At 51.2% G+C, this 17,789-nt stretch carries 15 protein-coding genes; 8 read left to right on the forward strand and 7 right to left on the reverse strand.

What is annotated here, in order from left to right:
• Positions 1–142: 142 nt before the first annotated feature.
• The 6 genes from J1778_RS11635 (at position 143) to dsrB (ending at position 5,170) form a co-directional block, all read left to right on the forward strand.
• Entirely contained in the window at positions 143–1,153 is a 1,011-nt protein-coding gene (locus J1778_RS11635) for an AI-2E family transporter (protein ID WP_217173285.1), read from the forward strand.
• A gap of 206 nt (positions 1,154–1,359) precedes the next feature.
• A complete protein-coding gene (locus tag J1778_RS11640) occupies positions 1,360–2,421 on the forward strand; it encodes an NAD(P)-dependent alcohol dehydrogenase (RefSeq protein WP_217173286.1) in 1,062 nt (353 codons plus the stop codon).
• Positions 2,422–2,626: 205 nt separating this feature from the next.
• Positions 2,627–2,965, forward strand: a complete 339-nt coding sequence (locus tag J1778_RS11645) for a hypothetical protein (protein ID WP_217173287.1) — start codon at positions 2,627–2,629, stop codon at positions 2,963–2,965.
• Positions 2,966–3,116: 151 nt separating this feature from the next.
• Positions 3,117–3,992, forward strand: a complete 876-nt coding sequence (locus J1778_RS11650) for an ion transporter (protein WP_217173288.1) — start codon at positions 3,117–3,119, stop codon at positions 3,990–3,992.
• Positions 3,993–4,290: 298 nt separating this feature from the next.
• Positions 4,291–4,500, forward strand: a complete 210-nt coding sequence (gene cspE / locus J1778_RS11655) for a transcription antiterminator/RNA stability regulator CspE (protein ID WP_013575246.1) — start codon at positions 4,291–4,293, stop codon at positions 4,498–4,500.
• A gap of 472 nt (positions 4,501–4,972) precedes the next feature.
• The gene (gene dsrB / locus J1778_RS11660; protein WP_112289263.1) at positions 4,973–5,170 is read left to right on the forward strand and encodes a protein DsrB; all 198 of its coding nucleotides are present in this window, start codon (positions 4,973–4,975) and stop codon (positions 5,168–5,170) included.
• Positions 5,171–5,269: 99 nt separating this feature from the next.
• On the opposite strand, the gene J1778_RS11665 is transcribed toward dsrB, so the two are convergent.
• The 5 genes from J1778_RS11665 to J1778_RS11685 form a co-directional block, all read right to left on the reverse strand.
• Positions 5,270–6,970, reverse strand: coding sequence for a methyl-accepting chemotaxis protein (locus J1778_RS11665; protein WP_217173289.1), 1,701 nt, complete (start codon positions 6,968–6,970; stop codon positions 5,270–5,272).
• A 242-nt stretch (positions 6,971–7,212) separates the two neighbouring features.
• On the reverse strand, positions 7,213–7,827 hold the full coding sequence (gene rcsA / locus J1778_RS11670) for a transcriptional regulator RcsA (protein WP_217173290.1): 615 nt from the start codon (positions 7,825–7,827) through the stop codon (positions 7,213–7,215).
• A 391-nt stretch (positions 7,828–8,218) separates the two neighbouring features.
• Positions 8,219–9,409, reverse strand: a complete 1,191-nt coding sequence (locus J1778_RS11675) for a glycoside hydrolase family 88 protein (protein ID WP_217173291.1) — start codon at positions 9,407–9,409, stop codon at positions 8,219–8,221.
• A 50-nt stretch (positions 9,410–9,459) separates the two neighbouring features.
• Positions 9,460–10,752 (reverse strand): oligosaccharide MFS transporter, encoded by a 1,293-nt coding sequence (locus J1778_RS11680; RefSeq protein WP_217173292.1) that lies wholly within the window; start codon positions 10,750–10,752, stop codon positions 9,460–9,462.
• 27 nt (positions 10,753–10,779) lie between these two features.
• Complete coding sequence (locus J1778_RS11685; protein WP_217173293.1) at positions 10,780–12,618, reverse strand: DUF2264 domain-containing protein; 1,839 nt, start codon at positions 12,616–12,618, stop codon at positions 10,780–10,782.
• 265 nt (positions 12,619–12,883) lie between these two features.
• On the opposite strand from J1778_RS11685, the gene J1778_RS11690 reads away from it, so the two are divergent.
• Positions 12,884–13,735, forward strand: a complete 852-nt coding sequence (locus J1778_RS11690) for an AraC family transcriptional regulator (protein ID WP_217173294.1) — start codon at positions 12,884–12,886, stop codon at positions 13,733–13,735.
• Between the two features lie 5 nt (positions 13,736–13,740).
• Here J1778_RS11690 and J1778_RS11695 read toward each other — a convergent pair whose 3' ends face one another.
• Positions 13,741–15,129, reverse strand: coding sequence for a CoA transferase (locus J1778_RS11695; protein ID WP_217173295.1), 1,389 nt, complete (start codon positions 15,127–15,129; stop codon positions 13,741–13,743).
• A 396-nt stretch (positions 15,130–15,525) separates the two neighbouring features.
• Between J1778_RS11695 and J1778_RS11700 the strand changes: the two genes are divergently transcribed.
• Complete coding sequence (locus J1778_RS11700; RefSeq protein ID WP_217173296.1) at positions 15,526–17,184, forward strand: glucan biosynthesis protein D; 1,659 nt, start codon at positions 15,526–15,528, stop codon at positions 17,182–17,184.
• Positions 17,185–17,471: 287 nt separating this feature from the next.
• Here the strand turns inward: J1778_RS11700 and J1778_RS11705 are convergent, their stop codons facing one another.
• Positions 17,472–17,654, reverse strand: coding sequence for a hypothetical protein (locus J1778_RS11705; protein ID WP_112289272.1), 183 nt, complete (start codon positions 17,652–17,654; stop codon positions 17,472–17,474).
• Between the last annotated feature and the right edge of the window lie 135 nt (positions 17,655–17,789).

A 17,789-nucleotide genomic window follows, 5' to 3' on the forward strand; every position in this document is an offset into this window, starting at 1 on the left:
CCGATCATAGAGAACTCTGTGTGACTGTCAAAATTTTCTTGAGTGTTTACGCTCGCGTAGAGGGGCCGTGTATTGTTCAGTGCTATGATAAGGATGATTGCAGGGCGCAGCCCGCTACACAGAGATTTTAAGGAAACAGGTAATGCAGATTATGAGATCGAATCAAATTCGCTGGCTCAGTGTGTTGATTGTGATGGGCGGGCTGTTACTGATTCTTCCTCTTCATTTACTGGCATGTTTTATTGCCGGTTTTTTAGTGTTTGAACTCATCAACGCCCTGACGCCTTACTTTCAGAAAATCATCAGCGGAGAACGCGCCCGCTGGGTTGTGGTCGCGGTGATCGGTACGCTGGTGGTCAGTTTCCTTACCGTGGCGATTGCTGGCATTGCCGATTTTTTGATGGAAGATATGAAGAATCCGGTGGCCTTTAATGCCATGGTGTCACGGTTGCTGACTGACGCGCAGAGCCGTCTGTCGCCGGTGTTGCTGCATTATCTGCCTGCCAATATTGAAGAGTTACAGCGCAGTTTCCTGCAATGGTTACGTGAGCATATTGTGATGATTCAGACCTTCGGCAAAAATGCGGCGCATGTTTTTCTGACGATGATTATCGGGATGATCCTCGGCGCGATTATTTCGCTGCAGCAGCCTAATCACGGCGAACATCACGCGCCGCTGAAACATGAATTGTTGCAGCGGATGCGTTTGCTGGGTGAAGCGTTCCGCAATGTAGTGTTTGCTCAGTTCCAGATTTCGCTGATCAACACCGTGCTGTCAGGTGTCTTCCTGTTCGGAATTCTGCCGCTGTTCGGCATTCATCTGCCGCTGGCTAAAACGCTGGTGGTGGTGACGTTCGTCTGCGGATTGTTACCGGTGATCGGTAATCTCATTTCTAACACGCTGATTTTCATCGTCGGTCTGTCGCTTTCATTGTGGGTCGGCGGGCTGGTACTGGCGTACCTGATCATCATTCATAAGGTGGAGTACTTCCTGAATGCGCGCATCGTCGGCAGCCGTATCAAGGCGAAATCCTGGGAAGTTTTACTGGCGATGCTTATCTTCGAAGCAGCGTTTGGTATACCCGGTGTGGTCGCCGCGCCTATCTATTACGCTTACCTTAAAAGCGAACTGAAAGAAGCCGGACTTGTTTAATCCTTTCGCAAAACGTGGCGCTTTGCCTGCAGGGCGTCACTGTTTAGTCACTGTACAATCCTTGCTAAAAATCCTGAAAAAAACAGATTCAGGCAAGCAATAGCGAGAATCGTTATATCTGTTTGTCATCTGAAACCCGCATAATTTCCTGGTGCCTGCAGTTCGTGCGGGCATGAAGTATTCCGTTTGCCTACCAGGAGAAAAAAATGACGCTTAACGTTCGTGGTTTCGCTGCACATTCAGCGGATGCGCCTCTTGCGCCTCATAACTTTGTTCGCCGTGACCCGCGTGATACCGACGTTGTGATCGACATTCTTTACTGCGGTGTATGTCACTCTGACATCCATCAGGCACGTAATGAATGGCATCAGAGCATTTATCCGATGGTTCCGGGCCATGAAATTATCGGTCGCGTTAAACAGGTTGGCGCGAAAGTAAAAGGCTTCAACGTCGGCGATACCGTCGGTGTGGGGTGTATGGTCGATTCTTGTCAGCACTGTGAGTCCTGCGCAGAAAGCCTGGAACAGTACTGTGAGGAAGGCGCTACCATGACTTACAACAGCCATGATCGTCATGACAACATGATGACTTATGGCGGTTATTCCGAACAAATCGTTGTTTCAGAAAAATTCGTACTGCGCGTTTCTGAAAAGCTGGACATCAAATCTGCTGCACCGCTGCTGTGTGCCGGCATCACCACTTACTCTCCGCTTAAACACTGGAAAGTAGGTAAAGGCCATAAAGTCGCTGTTGTCGGTTTAGGTGGCTTAGGTCACATGGGCCTGAAATTCGCTAAAGCGCTGGGCGCAGATGTGACACTGTTCACCCGTTCCAAAGGTAAAGAGCAGGAAGCTTACCGTCTGGGCGCTGACCACGTGGTGTTGTCTACCGATGCAGAACAAATGGCCGCAGTGAAAAGCCACTTCGACTTTATTCTGGACACGGTACCGAATCCGCACGACCTGAACCCGTATCTGGAAACCCTGAAACGTGATGGTACGCATATTCTGGTTGGCCTTATCGAGCCAATCGAACCTGCGCTGCACAGCGGTAAACTGGTCATGGGTCGCAAAACCGTTGCCGGTTCCCTGATCGGCGGTATCGCAGAAACTCAGGAAATGCTGGATTTCTGTGCCGAGCATGACATTTCCTGTGATGTGGAAATGATCGACATGCAGGATATCAACGGCGCTTACGAACGTATGCTGAAAAGCGACGTGAAATATCGCTTCGTTGTTGATATGGCTTCACTGAAAAACGCTGACTAACTTTTATTGCGCACTGAAAAGCGTTTATTACGCGTCGAATAGCGATATTGGTTAAATAGCGACCTAATGCGTCTGTCCTGATAATTGAGTTAAAACAGCAGGGCAGGCGCATTGTGGCGAAATTTACTCTTTACGCGTTTCTGTGACTTCTCGGCTTGAAAGCGCGGTGGTATCCTGCTGCCTTTCGCCGGGCGAAGGAAAACCAGTGGCTAAGAGTTTTGATGAACTCATCAGAGATATGGATCTGATGATTGAACATGTGGACAGGCTGAAAGATTTGCCGCCACGTGCAGCGCAACCAACCGCTGCGGACAAACCTGCGTACGATTCTTTCGGTGAGATTTTCGCTCTGAAAGCCGTGATGCGGGCTTTTATTTCTTCGGTCGACACCATAGTTAAAGTGCAGATTGCGAAGAAAGTCGAACAGGATATCGGCCATCTGGAGAATACCGTGCGGTCAATCGGCGGCGGCAGCGCTGACGCAGATGACGTCGCGCAAATTACGGCCTATGTCCGTAACGCAGTTTCAGAGCTCATGGATTAATCCAGCACGCGATACTCGTGCTGTAAAACGCCGGTCACCGGGTCTTTTAAAGACAATATGTGACCGGCGTTTTTTTTGGACTTTCTCACCCATAGGCGTGGCGGATAAAAGCGTCTATTCTTGCCGTAACTCCTTATTGCCGGTGTCGTTTATGTCTCAGGATTACCGCGTTTTCGCGTCAGCACGACGCAGATGTTATGCCCTTTTATTTGATCACCGCACCCGCAGCGGCCGCCGGATGGAAACTTTCTGGATTGTTATCTCGCTGCTGAGTGTTGTTTCTTTGTTCATTGAGTCGAGTGCCAGCGATCTCTTCCCCAATTCGCCGAAGATATTGCTTCAGCTTGGCCTGATGGAAGTGGTGTTCACCGCCGTGTTTACGGTGGAATACTTACTGCGGTTGATTTCCTCACCACGAAAAATTCGCTACCCGTTGAGCTTTTTCGGGATTGTCGACCTTTGTACTGTGTTGCCGATGTATATCATCTGGCTGATGCCGTCGCTCACGTTATCCGCGAATCTGATGGTGCTGGTGCGTCTGCTGAGGGTATTGCGCGTTCTGCGGGTACTCAAACTGTTGCGTTATATGAGCGACGCCGGGATTTTATGGCGCAGCATGATGCGCGCGCGACGTAAACTGGGCATCTTCTTCGGCTTTGTAGCGATCATCCTTTGCCTGTTCGGCGGGCTGATGTTTGCGGTAGAAGGGGGTAAGGACGGATTTACCTCACTGGGAACCTCGGTTTACTGGGCGGTCGTCACGCTCACCACGGTCGGTTACGGTGATATCACGCCGCATACCGCGCTCGGACGAATGCTGGCATCGGTGCTCATTCTGCTGGGGTATTCCATCATCGCTGTGCCTACCGGCATTTTGACTGCTTATATGTCACAAGAGTTGGAAAAAGGGCGTGCAGCGCGTTCTTGTCAGATTTGTCTGCATTCCGGACATGAAATTGATGCAAAATTTTGCGCGCATTGCGGAGCCGTTCTTGAGGCGGATACTTCCCAACCTGTTGAAAAATAGCCTGATAATTGTTCAATGATTGTACTGAATGGTACATATTTCGACTATTTTTGGGCTTTAGCTCACCATTGCATTAAAAAGAGTTGCTATTAAAGGGCAGTCATGAGTAAATACATACCGGCCTGTGGTACAGACCTATTTATGCACGACATCCTGAGTAAAGTTGTTCCAATTTAAAGCGTTATCCATGATAACCCTGCTCTGACGAATTTCCTTCTTAGTGCCTCCATAAGTAACGACTGAAATCCGGCTATAACATGCCCATGGTGGCGAAATTTATTTTTAAAAGGTAATTCCTATGTCAATGATGAAAGGTCAGGTTAAGTGGTTTAACGAGTCTAAAGGCTTTGGCTTCATCACTCCTGCTGACGGCAGCAAAGATGTGTTCGTACACTTCTCCGCTATCCAGGATCAAGGTTTCAAGACCCTGGCTGAAGGCCAGAACGTACAGTTCACTATCGAGAACGGTGCTAAAGGTCCGTCTGCGGCTAACGTTACCGCTATCTAATCTTGCTTTACCGCTGTTTCAGCGATAAACGTAAAGATAACAAAAACCCGCATGCGCGGGTTTTTTTACGTCTGTAGTTTTTGATCGATAACTTACTGATCGACCACTTATTGATCGACAAGTAACTGATCGACCCGTTTTTGCTCGGCCAGTTTTTGATGGTCCATTTTGCCGGTTTTTCTTCGTGGTGACGGCTCTGCCGGAAATTGCGGGCAAAAGAGCAAAAAAAAAGCCCGCATAGTGGCGGGCAAAATATTTCTTATGACATTCATTATTGTACTCCCTCGGGGGTGAGCACGCAGCCAGTATAGTGGATATCAAAGTCAGTTTTCTGGCGGCAATATGTTAAGGAAATGCAAATTCGTGCCGCAGGGTTATTTTCTGCTTTTCAGGCTTACTTTCCCCTCGCTACCTGCTTTTGTGTGGCGGTCTGTACTACAATAAACATAATTGAAAACCATGGGATAACCTGATGAAAGTTAATGATCTTGTGACAGTCAAAACCGACGGCGGACCGCGCCGGCCAGGAAAAGTATTAGCCGTAGAAGAATTTTACGAAGGCATCATGTATCTGGTGTCGCTGGAAGATTATCCGGCAGGCATCTGGTTCTTCAATGAAGGCGACAGCAAAGACGGCACATTTGTCGAACCGCGCGAAGGCACCGAATAGTCTTCACACGCCAAACGCAGCCGGCATAAAAAAACACCGGGGGCAAAAGCCACCGGTGTTTTTGTTTATAAAGCCGTTATATACCGGGAATTTTCAGGATCAGAACGTTTCCCAGTTAGGTTGTTCACTCACCTGTTTTGATGAACGCGAGTCTGCAGCGGAAAGGGTGCGTGCCGGTGGCTGGCGCTTTGCCGGAGCACGTTGACTGGTGTCCTCAAGACGAAATACCGCCACCGCCTGAGTCAGACGCGCAGCCTGTTCTTCGAGCGACGCCGCCGCCGCAGAGGCTTCCTGCACCAGTGAGGCGTTTTGCTGAGTGACGCCGTCCATTTCTGACACGGCCTGGCTGACCTGACTGATCCCGCGGCTTTGTTCGTCAGATGCGGAAGCGATTTCACCCATGATGTCCGTGACATGACCGACGGCGGTGACGATTTCAGACATGGTATCGCCCGCATCACCGACCAGAATGCATCCTTCACCCACGTAATCAACGGATTCTTCGATCAGCGTTTCAATTTCTTTCGCAGCCTGCGCACTTCTTTGCGCCAGACTGCGCACTTCGCTGGCAACAACGGCAAATCCGCGACCCTGTTCGCCCGCACGCGCTGCTTCAACCGCGGCATTAAGCGCCAGAATATTGGTCTGGAAGGCGATACTGTTAATCACATTGGTGATTTCAGCAATTTTGGACGAGCTGCGCGAAATTTTATCCATCGTCGTGACTACATCTTCGACAATGCTGCCGCCTTTTTGCGCTTTGCGCGAGGCATCAGCGGCCAGTTTGCTGGCGTGATGGGCATTTTCGGAGTTCTGTTTTACGGTCGCGGTCAGTTGTTCCATGCTGGCAGCGGTTTCTTCCAGCGCAGCGGCCTGTTGTTCGGTACGGGAAGAAAGATCGGTATTACCGGAAGCGATTTCGGTTGAACCCTGATATATCGAGACAGCCCCTTCGCGCACGGTCAGCACCGTGGACGCCAGAGAGTGCTGCATCTGCTCAACATTAGTGCTCAGTACGCCAATTTCATTGCGGCCATTGCTTTGACCAGGCTGAGTCAGGTCGCCTTCGGAAATTTTCTGAATACGCGTCACCAGCCGGTTAAGCGGATTAATAATCACTTTGCGCATCACAAGATAGGTGATCAAGGTCAGTACCAGTGCCAGCAGGAAGCCGCCCGCCATCAGGGTATAACCGAGAACAGCATTACGCTGGGCTTTGTCATTGATCGCGTTAGCGGTTTCCGTGCGATAGGCAATGGCTGCCAGTAACGGGGTGTTGTTGGCCAGATCGAGGTTGCGCACGGTTTCCGCTTCCTGAGAAATGACTTCTTCAAAATGTGCCTGTTTTGCCGATTCGAGCATAGGCGCCATGCCTTTGGTCAGATAATCGTTGTAGGCCTTTTTCAGCGGCTCATCGAGCGCCAGATCTTTCTCCGTCTTATTCGGACGGTTGATATAACTGTCAAAAGAAGATTGCGATTGTTTAATGCGGCTGGCGGCGTCAGTCAGGTTCTGATTGAAGACGTCCTGATCACCGATACGGGCAGCCGCAGCGGCCTGGATCAGCAACAAGCGCGCCGTACGTAAATGGTTAGAACTGTTTGAAAGTGCCAGACGAATTTGCAGTTCCTGTGTGGCATTAGCCAGTGCAGCATTGCTTTGCTTGAGAAAGAAGCTGGACGTACCGATGGAAACGGCGAAAAGAAACAGGATCCCGGTGAGGATCAGGCTAATCAGGGTAATCAGTCGAATATTGCTGATAAAAGACGTTCTGGTATCTGAAAGGGTAGGAGTATCCATATTATTTTATTCCGCTCTGTTGATCCTGCATACCGCCGGTTCCGGACGGTAAATAACAGCGATGTAGGCATTGCCAGCGGGCAAGTCCTGCCGTGACGAAAAGAAAGCGCCATTAGGATTCATCGGCATTCGGGCGGAGGGATTCAGTTTTTATTTGTGGCACAGATCGCATTTCTGCAGATTAATCCGCATTCGCTACAGGCTATGTTAAGACATAGCCTGTAGCGGGAACCAGGGAAGGGTTAATTCACGTATATCCCATTAGTGAGTTGATCACATAAACGAACAACGTGATAAATAATATGTTTGTTCGGTGACTTTATTTTCCGCTTAATATTTCCTTTATACGAAGACACCGTTTTTGTTTTGATTTGCAACTTATCGGATATTTCAATCGTTCCGTTACCTGACATCCACATTCTTAACATGGCGGATTCTGAACGGCTGAGCATTACCGGTCTGATATCCAGCGCCGCGCAACTGGCCGGATCCTGTGCCTGCGGAAGTGAAGGGTGATTCAGTAACTGCCGGAGCCTTTCTGACTTAATTGATTTCGAGGTGATAATCACGTTCTTACGAACAAAAATATATTCTTCAAAGTGAATACGTGTACGCGACATGAAGATAAAAAATAATGTCTCCGGGCAGTCAGTAATCAGTTCGCCCAGCCGCTCTTTGTTTTGCGACTGTGACAACATGCAATCCTCATTAATAAAGACTACAGAGGGATTGAGTCTGATGCATCCGGCGTGAAGCTGGTCAAAACTGCTGGCGTAACTGATCTCATGTTCGCTGGTGAGTAATTGTTGCAACCCCAGACGGGTATACCGGCATGGATCCAAGATTATCGTTTGCATAGTAAGTCCTCGTAGGACGTCCCTGTTCTGCATAATGATTGGATTCTTTGATGTCAGCACATAGCGCAAATAATGCGCGCTGACTCTACTTTTTGCATGAAATATGGCGAGTTGGAAGTGTTATTTTTAAGCATCCAAAGACAGGGAGGTTTTTGATTAATTTGGTTTATGTCAGGATTAACTTTTTGACTGATCGAAAAATCAGAACTAATTCGGATTATTCTTAATGTATGTAAAGACATAGAAGGAGGGCTTAATAATAGGCGTGTTACCGTAACACGTTGTAACACTTCGCAAGGAGATGATGATGCTGCTTATGCTTAAAAACAATTCACGAATGAAAAAATGGCAACAAATGCGGACGCAGCGTGTTTGCGCTGCGTCACAGTGATTACCAGTAGGATTGCCAGCACTGTGTCAGGCGCGTCAGGGCTTCAACATAAAAATAATCGCCCCAGCTGCAACACTCATCTACGCCTTTACCACTCGCCATGTGATAAACAGAATGCTTAAGCAGTCCGTCACAATCTTCCTGCTCACCCGTCAGATAATTCTCAGTCAGCGAATCCATAATGCGCAGCGCCATTTCCTCATAACAGGCGCGTTTGTCGTCAGTAGCGGGCAGGGTCGTCGCCAGACTCAGCAACCCGCACACCGCAATGGCGGCGGCAGAACTGTCACGAACGGCATCGGTACCCAGCAGCGCCAGATCCCAGTGACACACATCATCCTCCGGCAGACGGTTAAGAAAATAATGCGCCAGACAGCGTGACAGCTCGACCTGTTCTTCATCACCGGTATAACGGTAGCTGAGCAGGAACCCGTAAATGCCCCAGGCCTGACCGCGTGACCAGCAGGAATCATCCGCATAGCCCTGATGCGTGTTGCCGAAACGCGGCTCACCGGTGACGGTATCCATGTAATACGTGTGATACGTCGACGCGTCCGGGCGCACGATATATTTCGCAGCCTGCTCTGCATGGGCGCTCGCCGCTTCTGCAAAGCGCGGTTCGCCGGTCTGTTCACTCGCCCAGTACAGCAGCGGCAGGTTCATATTGCAGTCAATAATCATGCGCCCGGCCTGTTCCGGATCCTTTAAATCCCCCCAGGCCTGGATGATTTTTGCTTTGGTATTGAAGCGTTCCATCAGGGCTTCGGCCGCAAGCAGGGCAAATCCGCGCGCCTGACGGCTGCCGGTCAGTTTATAGGCACTGACACAGGACAAACTGTAGAGAAAACCGAGATCGTGCGTAGCGGTATCAATACGGTTAGCGATGCGGTTACCAAATGACGTCACCTGTTTTTCTGCCGCCAGCCGGTAACGGTCGTCGCCGGTCATCTCAAAGGCCAGCCACAATTGGCCGGTCCAGAAACTGGTGGTCCATTCCACATTGTCTGTCAGTGTGTAGTGACCGTTTTCGCAGGTTTCCGCCGGAAACTTATCGCCAAATTTATCCAGATTGCGGGAAATCTTACTGAGCACCACATGGCGTGCCCGTTGTAATTTTTGCGCGAAAGCAATTCTGTCCAGCTGGTTCAGTTCAACGGGCAGTAACTTTTCTTTCGTGATGTTAAGCGTCATAACGTCTCCCTTTTGCAGAGCAATAAGTGTCTAAGAGTCAGTGGATGGATTTAGTCGGTCATTTTCAGCGGCGCAAGTTCGCCGTTTTTTTCGGCTGGTTCAGCGGGGGCGGGCGCGCCGGAACGCAAGCTGTGACAGGCCGATAAGGTGAAAGCGGAAATCAGCGTAAAGCACAGCGCGATACCGCCCATCACCAGATAGGTGTGTTCAAAACCAATGCGGTCATAGAAGTAGCCGGCAGGCGGGGCGACCACGATTGAGCCAACATAAATCATTGCCTGATAACCCAGCAGATACATGGTGGCATTCACACGTTTGCTGAAATGCTCAGCGATATATTTGAATACGGATACCAGCAGCAGGGCGATTTCCAGCCCGTAGAACGGTTTGATTATCGAGATAAGCAGCGGATCGCTGGTCAGTCCGGAAGCGATCAAACGTAATCCCACCACTGCACCCACCAGCAGCAGGCCTTTCTTGGCGCCGAAATAGTTCACCAGGAAAGGGATCACCATCATCATCAGGAATTCCAGACCGGACTGCACGGTGCTCAGATATCCGTACCAGGCATTGCCTTGTTCTTTGGTATCGAAGAACGTGACGAAATAGCGTGAGAACTGTTGTTCGGCGACAAACATCATCCATGCCACGCCCGCGACATACATCGAGAACATCCAGAACTTGCGGTTTTTAAGCAGTAAAATAACATCGCTGAACACGATTTTTTGCGCGGAGATCACGTCGTTATTTTTGAGTTCTTCATCACCAATTTTCAGCGACAGCAGAACCGCCAACATCACCAGCGAGGTGGCGCTGCTCAGACCGAAGTTCCAGGCAGGAGACAGATTAAACAGCAGGCCGGAAAACGAGGCGGCCAGCGCCCAGCCCAGCGAACCCCACATGCGCACCTGACCGAATTCCATGTGATACAGACGGCTGAAGCGGTCGGCGTAGGATTCCGACGCTGCCACACCGGCGTACCAGCCAAGGCTCAGATACAGGGCACCGGCAATAATCCCCAGCATCAGATGGCTTTCCAGCAGGGGCTGATAAACGTATATAAAGAACGGCGCCATCAGCGCGGAAACCAGCACGACAAAATAGAGCAGGGATTTGCTCATGCCAATTTTGTCCATGATGTAGCCATAGACCGGCTTCATGATCACCGCGAACACACCGTTGATGGCAAATACGGTGCCGATACTGACGCTGTCCAGCCCGGCTTTTTGGCCCAGCCACAGGGCATAGAGCCCGAAGCTTGAAGACCAGGTGAAGAAATACAGGAATATAAAGCTGCTCATTTTATAGTAAGCCGTTTTACTGGCAGTTTTTATGGCTTTCATAGTGACTCCTGAAACGGACTCTGACGGTTAACCTAACGTTATCTGGCCGCTGTGGCCGGGAGACTGCCAGCGCAGTTGCTCGCCCTCCAGACTGACTTCCGGCACATCTTTGTTACCTATATCCCCGGTTGCCGATGCCCAAACGCCAGTAATCAGCCAGTGAGCACCTTCGGGAAGGCTGTTTTGCAGCACCGGAATGACCGCTGTTTCGGCAAACATAATGCTGCTGTTCGGGGGAGTGATCACCGTACCGGCTTCCCGCACCGCCTGACTTTCCAGGCTGACAATCCGGCTGATGCCGTTACGTGCTGTGACCGTCATCGCGCGGCGATCGCCGGTGTAATCAGTTTGCGTGGAAGGGTCCTGAATGACCGCGAAACCGCCTTCGGCTGTATCGAGCGGACGCTGATTTACGAGGTGATGAACCCGCAGATGCCAGTCGCCGCAAGGAATAAGCCAGGTGCGCACGCAAACGTCATGCCACGGTAGCCAGCGGGAATAAATCATCGAGCCGGTGATGCGGGTTTCGGCACAGTCACGACGTCCGCGGAAATACCCGTCACCTTCCGAGAGCATCAGCATCGAATCACAACCGGCGTGTTTGAGTCCGTAACGACCCCGGTCGAGGGTAAAACCGAACTGGCTGGAATAGGCAAATTTGGTGTACTTGGCTTCGGTATTCACAAAATTATTCAGCTCCAGTTGCCCGGAGGTGAGCATCACCACATGCTGACCTTGGGTATCACGGGTCAGGATCTGACTGGCATGAGGAATACAGTGGGCACGGGAAAGTTCCGGCAACGGCGCTTCTTCGGCCTGCCAGAAGGCATCGTCCTGTGGCAGGGCCAGCACCAGGAACAGTTTGCATGCCCAGTAAGGAGAACCCGGCGCGTTGTAGTCTTCAGCCATCACCAGATTTGGCGTGTGATAACCAATACTGAGCACGCCGTCACGATCAAAAATTGGCTCTTTCAGCCAGTGACGCAGATGGCGCAGGATCACACCTTTGATGACGCCCGGCGTGAATACATCCAGCTTGCTGTAGGCGGCAGCGCTCCAGAAAGCCGCTTCGGCGAAGCGATAGGTCAGACTGCGCCCGAAAGGCACGGCCGCACCGTCAGCGGAGAACATCGCAATGAAATCCTGTGCGAAACGCTGAGCGCGTTCACGCAGCATGGCAGCACGGGGCGCATCCACATCCGCCATATTTTGCGCGTAAAGCAGTCCGTAATAATGAAACGCCATGGAAATGTAGTAATCACGGGGACGGCCAGGACCGTCGGAATACCAGCCATCGCCCAGATAATATTCTTCCATCAGCGCAAAACGGGCGGCGACGGCAGCCTGATCCCAGGGCAGACCGCTCTGCTTAAAGCCCATCTGCACCATGATCGGGAAGAAATTCCAGTTGTTATTGGGAATGGTCGCATTGCGCCCCTGATCCAGCCAGGCCACCAGATTTTGCTGTTCCTGCGGCGTGAAGTGCTGCAGGAGATTTTTATTCAGCAGCGTCAGCCCGACACCGAAGGCGGCCATCTCTACACAGCGCTGATCGAAATCGCGGATATCTCCCCAGTACTGAGGATGCTGCGGGTTGGTACCCAGGCGAATGGCATTCAGATAGAAGGGCAGATCCGCGCATTCGCCGCCACCCGCCAGCAGCGGGAAAATCCCCCATAACATGCGGGACAGCGCCTCCATTTTGGCGACCTCTTTACCGTAATGCGTGGTGGAGTTTCCCAAATCAATGCCGCTTTTACCTTCTTCGGTATACGGCGACACCGCCGAGAGAAGTTCATTAAGCAGTTGCTGCAAATCGTTCCGCGTACGCAACGGATTATCAATGTTCACAATATTCAGGGTCATCAAAGTTCTCCCGGTGACTGAGTGGGAACCAGAAAATAAGGGTTTATTAATTTGAAATATTATTTCAATTCTCTGCGTCGAGACTGAAATATAGAGAAGTGATAAGCGCTGATTGTTAACTGCTTCACAGAATGACGTGATTTTTAAAATTGTGGTTATTAAATGGCGGGTAAAAGGGCTTAAATTATAAAAAGCGGACCGAAAATTGTGTTTTGTTGTCCTGAATAAAAAAGACGCAAAAATAGACTAAGAGGAAACGACCCTGATGCCGGCATCCGATTATCTCGAACGTATTGCCCTTAATGAACGTCAGGTTTCTTTTAACCGTATGAGCCGCGGCAGCGCCAATTATTTTCACTGGCATCAGTGTCTGGAATTACTTTTTGTCAGTCAGGGCTATGGCATTGTGATTGTCGATAATCAGCAATACACGCTGCGGCCGGGACGGATGTTTGTCTTCCCGCCATTTAAACTGCATAAAGTATTTGTGGAAGCTGACGAGAAGAACGCGTATCTGCGCACCACCATTCATCTCGATCATCAGTTGCTGGATGGCTGTCTGCACTCTTTCCCGCAGCGGCGCAGGCAATTTGCCAGTCTTTGGGATGCCGACCGTGCCGCGCATATTTTTGACCTGACCGAACACGCTGGTCATATCGAAGTGATCCTTGAACAGTTTAATCAGTTGCCCGAACCGCAGGCAGATCAGTGGGAAGAAATTGCCATGCTGATCCTGCAACTGATGGTGTTTATGCCCCCGGAAGACGGGCAGCCGAAAACCATCAGCCGCACGACAGCCTCGAAAGTGATGCAATGGATCGAAGAAAATTACGTGCAGAAGTTTTCGCTGGCAGACCTTTCGGCCGCACTGGGTCTTTCAGAAAGTTATATATCGCGGGTATTCGGGCAGGAAACCGGCGGCTCGATTCAGGATTATCTCGCCACCCGGCGCGTAAAACGCGCCTGTGAACTGCTGCGGTCAACTGACCGCTCGGTGGAAGAAATCGGGTTGCAATGCGGTTTTTCAGACGCGCCGTATTTCATCACCCGTTTCAAGAAAATGATCGGCAAAACGCCGCTGCAATATCGCAAGGCGGCGTTTTCATTATTAACATGAAATGCTCAGACTGACCGCCAGCTGGCAGGGCTGGAACCAAGCGGTGACGCCGGTAAATCCCATTGCAGCGACGTGTTTTCCAGCCAGACTGGCGCAAGCAAACGCCGGGCATTGCCCCAGACGGTGATTTCCGCCTGCGGTGAGAAATCGGCCTGTTCTGCGGATCCAATCAGCGGTTCGTCGCTGGCGGCGGATGCGCCATTTTCCATCAGTTCCCTGGCAGTACGTGCCAGTGACAGGCGGAATTCGCTGCCCTGACCGGTTTCCACACGTTGCGCTAAACCTTGCACAACGGCAGCGGCCATCAGATAACCAGTGGTGTGATCGAGCGCCTGAACCGGCAGCGGCACCGGTTTATTGCTGCCCGACAGTTGCATTCCCTGTTCCGCAATGCCGCAACTCATCTGCACCAGACTGTCGAAGCCGCGCCGCTCGCGCCACGGCCCGCTCCAGCCATAGGCGTTCAGACAGACATCCACCAGACCCGGCGCAATAGCTCGACGCTGCTCGCTGCCATAGCCGAGTTTGTGCAGCGCGCCCGCACGGTAGCCATGAACAATCACATCCGCGTCACGTAATAATTCTTCGAACCGGTGCCGGTCCTGCGGATTATGCAAATTGAGCCGCGCGCAGTGTTTACCCAAAGTGACATCGGCTTCCTGACTGGTTTCATCCCAGCCAAAGGGATCGATACGCAACACGTCGGCACCCAGTCCGGCCAGAAAACGCGTGGCGACAGGTCCGGCGATGATCCGCGTCAGGTCGAGGATCTTTATGCCTGCCAGCGGTTTTTCACGGGATAACGCCCACTGCGGCAGCGTGGCGGCAGGCGTCAAAGAGCGCTGAAACAGCGGCTCATTTTGCAGGGATTTTCCCTGCACATGCTGCTGCCATTGGTCCGGGCTGAGCATCTGAGCTGCACATCCTCCCGCCTGCACCACGGCCTGTTCCAGTTCAGCCTTTTTGCACATAATAACCCGCTGTGCCAGTGCTTCGCGGTTTTGCGGCTTCCCGAGCAGCGATTCCACCACTTTGCGGTGCGCAGGCGCATTGGTATGTAAACGGATCCAGCCATCCGCGGTCGCATAGTCACCCGCCAGACTGTCCCAGGCCGGAGGGATCTCCCAGCCTTCTGGCTTAATACTGGTTTTACACCACATCGACGCCAGCCGCCGGTCGACGGTGACGGTTTCATATTCGCCATGTCTGAGCGCCAGTAATCGCGATAAAGCTATACCGGCTAATGCTACGGACGCGGTGATAAGCGGGGTGACCGGATAATAAGAGGGCAGATTTCCTGCACCCTTGATATGAAGCGAACAGGGAAACGATATCTCGCCGGTGAGCTGCGCGTACAGCGCCCGTGCTTTCTGCTGGATAAGTTCATCTGACATGCGTTAACTCCGCTGTGAGGAATTTTGGCTTTACAAATTTATAACATCTATAAGAGAGTGTGGGAAATGAATGAGTGACACCGTCACCTGGGGAATTGTTACTTAAGGGTAACAGAATGCTCCTAAAGTCCTCTGCGGTTGTCTCCCTTAAACAGGGTATTCTTTATGGCTCAATCCTTTGTTTCCAAAAACCCTCTCAGCCCCTGCTATACGGGGGATGAGCACTGTCATAACCGCTGACTTTTTCAAGCGAAATATTAGCTGAATGCATTCAATTTCTTGTACTCGGCTTGTGAATTTTACGTTAGCCTTAGGGTCGAAAATTCTGAATACGCGGGGGCTGCGTTTTTGTGACGAAGCCCCCAGATTTTTGCCCAGTACAGGAAACGATTCTGCATGGAACGAAGAGCATTTATTAAAGCATCTATGGCATTCGCCGCCTGGTGTGGTGTGCCGGCTATGTCCACACTGTTCACCCGTTCCGCAGAAGCGGCAGAGGCGAATGTGGCAGACGGCGGCGAATTGCCGTTTGATTTCAATGCGCTGAAAAAAATGGCGAAAGATTTGGCGGATAAGCCCTACGGTGGCGCGCCGCAGCCTCTGCCTAAAACGCTGGCTGAACTGACGCCGCAGGCTTACAACGCCATTCAGTACGATCATGCGCATTCATTGTGGAATGGTCTGCCAGACCGTCAGCTGGATGTCGAACTGTTCCACGTCGGCATGGGCTTTAAACGTCGTGTGCGGATGTATTCCGTGGATCCGGTAAAACATCAGGCGCGTGAAATCCATTTCCGCCCTGAACTGTTCAACTATCACGATGCAGGCGTTGATACCAAACAGCTGGAAGGCTTCTCAAACCTCGGTTTCGCCGGGTTTAAAGTCAACAAAGCGCCGGAACTGACGCGTCGTGACGTGGTTTCATTCCTCGGCGCCAGCTATTTCCGGGCGGTAGATGATACCTATCAGTACGGCCTGTCAGCCCGTGGTGTGGCGGTGGATACTTTTACCGACCAGCCGGAGGAATTCCCGGATTTCACCGCATTCTGGTTTGATACCCCGAAACCTGGCGATACCACATTCACTGTTTATGCGCTGCTGGACGGTATGAGCATCACGGGTGCCTATAAATTCGTGATCCATTGCGAACCGACCCGCGTCGTTATGGAAATCGAAAACCACCTGCATGCCCGCGAGGACATCAAACAGCTGGGTATTTCTCCGATGACCAGTATGTTCAGCTGTGGCACCAGTGAACGCGGTCGCTGTGATACGATCCACCCGCAAATTCATGACTCAGATCGTCTGGAAATGTGGACAGGTAAAGGCGAGTGGATTTGTCGTCCGCTGAATAACCCGCAAAGTTTGCAGTTCAACGCGTTCAGCGATAACAGCCCGAAAGGCTTTGGTCTGTTGCAGCTTGACCATGATTTCGACAATTATCAGGACGTGATTGGCTGGTACAACAAACGTCCGAGTCTGTGGGTCGAACCGGTCGGAGACTGGGGGAAGGGCGCTGTCAATCTGATGGAAATCCCGACGACCGGCGAAACGCTGGATAACGTGGTGTGCTTCTGGCAGCCGGAAACGCCGGTAAAATCCGGGGCGGAGTTCAGCTTCAGCTATAAACTGTACTGGAGTTCTGAGCCGCCGCACCGCAGCCCGCTGGCCAATGTGCTGGCGACCCGTACTGGTATGGGCGGTTTCCCTGAAGGCTGGGCACCTGGCGAAAACTATCCGCAGGTCTGGGCGCGCCGTTTTGCCATCGATTTCGTTGGCGGCGAGCTGAAAGCTTTTGCAGATAAAGGCATCGAACCGGTGATCAACGTCTCTCACGGCAAAATCAAAAATATCGAAATTCTGTATGTGCAGCCGTTTGACGGTTATCGCATTCTGTTCGACTGGTATCCGGACAGCGATTCTGTCGCGCCGGTTGAGCTGCGTATGTTCCTGCGCAACGGCCAGACCGCGCTAACCGAAACCTGGCTGTACCAGTATTTCCCGCCAGCGCCGGATAAACGCAAATACATCGACGATCGAAAAATGACGAAATAGTCCCCGTCATCCTTCAGGCCGCAGGTGCGTTGACTGCATTCGCTCACCCGAATCACTGACTTTAGTCAGCTCATCGGGATTCGTTCGTTTGCCGCCTTCCTGCAACCTGAATGATTTAGGGGAGGTGTGACTGATAAAAATACAAAAAGCCCCGATAATTCGGGGCTTTTGCTTTTTTACATCATTATTTTTCTGCAGGCGAACCAGACACAGGATCTTGCAAAAAGCTTTAACGGGTAAAGCAAGGGTAACGCACGGTACTCAACTGATGAAAGCTAAGATGGCAATCAAAACGCCTTCACCAGCATTCCGTTCTGAGGCTGTTGCTGAGGGTTTCTCAGCGCAGCATCGAAAGATTTTTCGACTTCTTTCAACTGCTGTAAAAATTCATTTGGCGAAAAATCGTGTGGTTTGCTGCTCATATAGGCAAGCGCCAGTTCTTTGGCGTTGTAGCGCTGAAAGTTATACATGCTGTTCCCTTATTAATGTCAGAAATATTAATGGAATGGCTAACAGAGAGCTGGCTAATGACCACTGCTTACGACGTGCTGCCAATGACGAGAATTCTACGTGACTGGATGATAAGCGAAAGTCGCTTTTATTGA

The organism is Rahnella bonaserana, from assembly GCF_019049675.1.
In the GTDB taxonomy this organism is placed as follows: Bacteria; Pseudomonadota; Gammaproteobacteria; order Enterobacterales; family Enterobacteriaceae; genus Rahnella; species Rahnella bonaserana.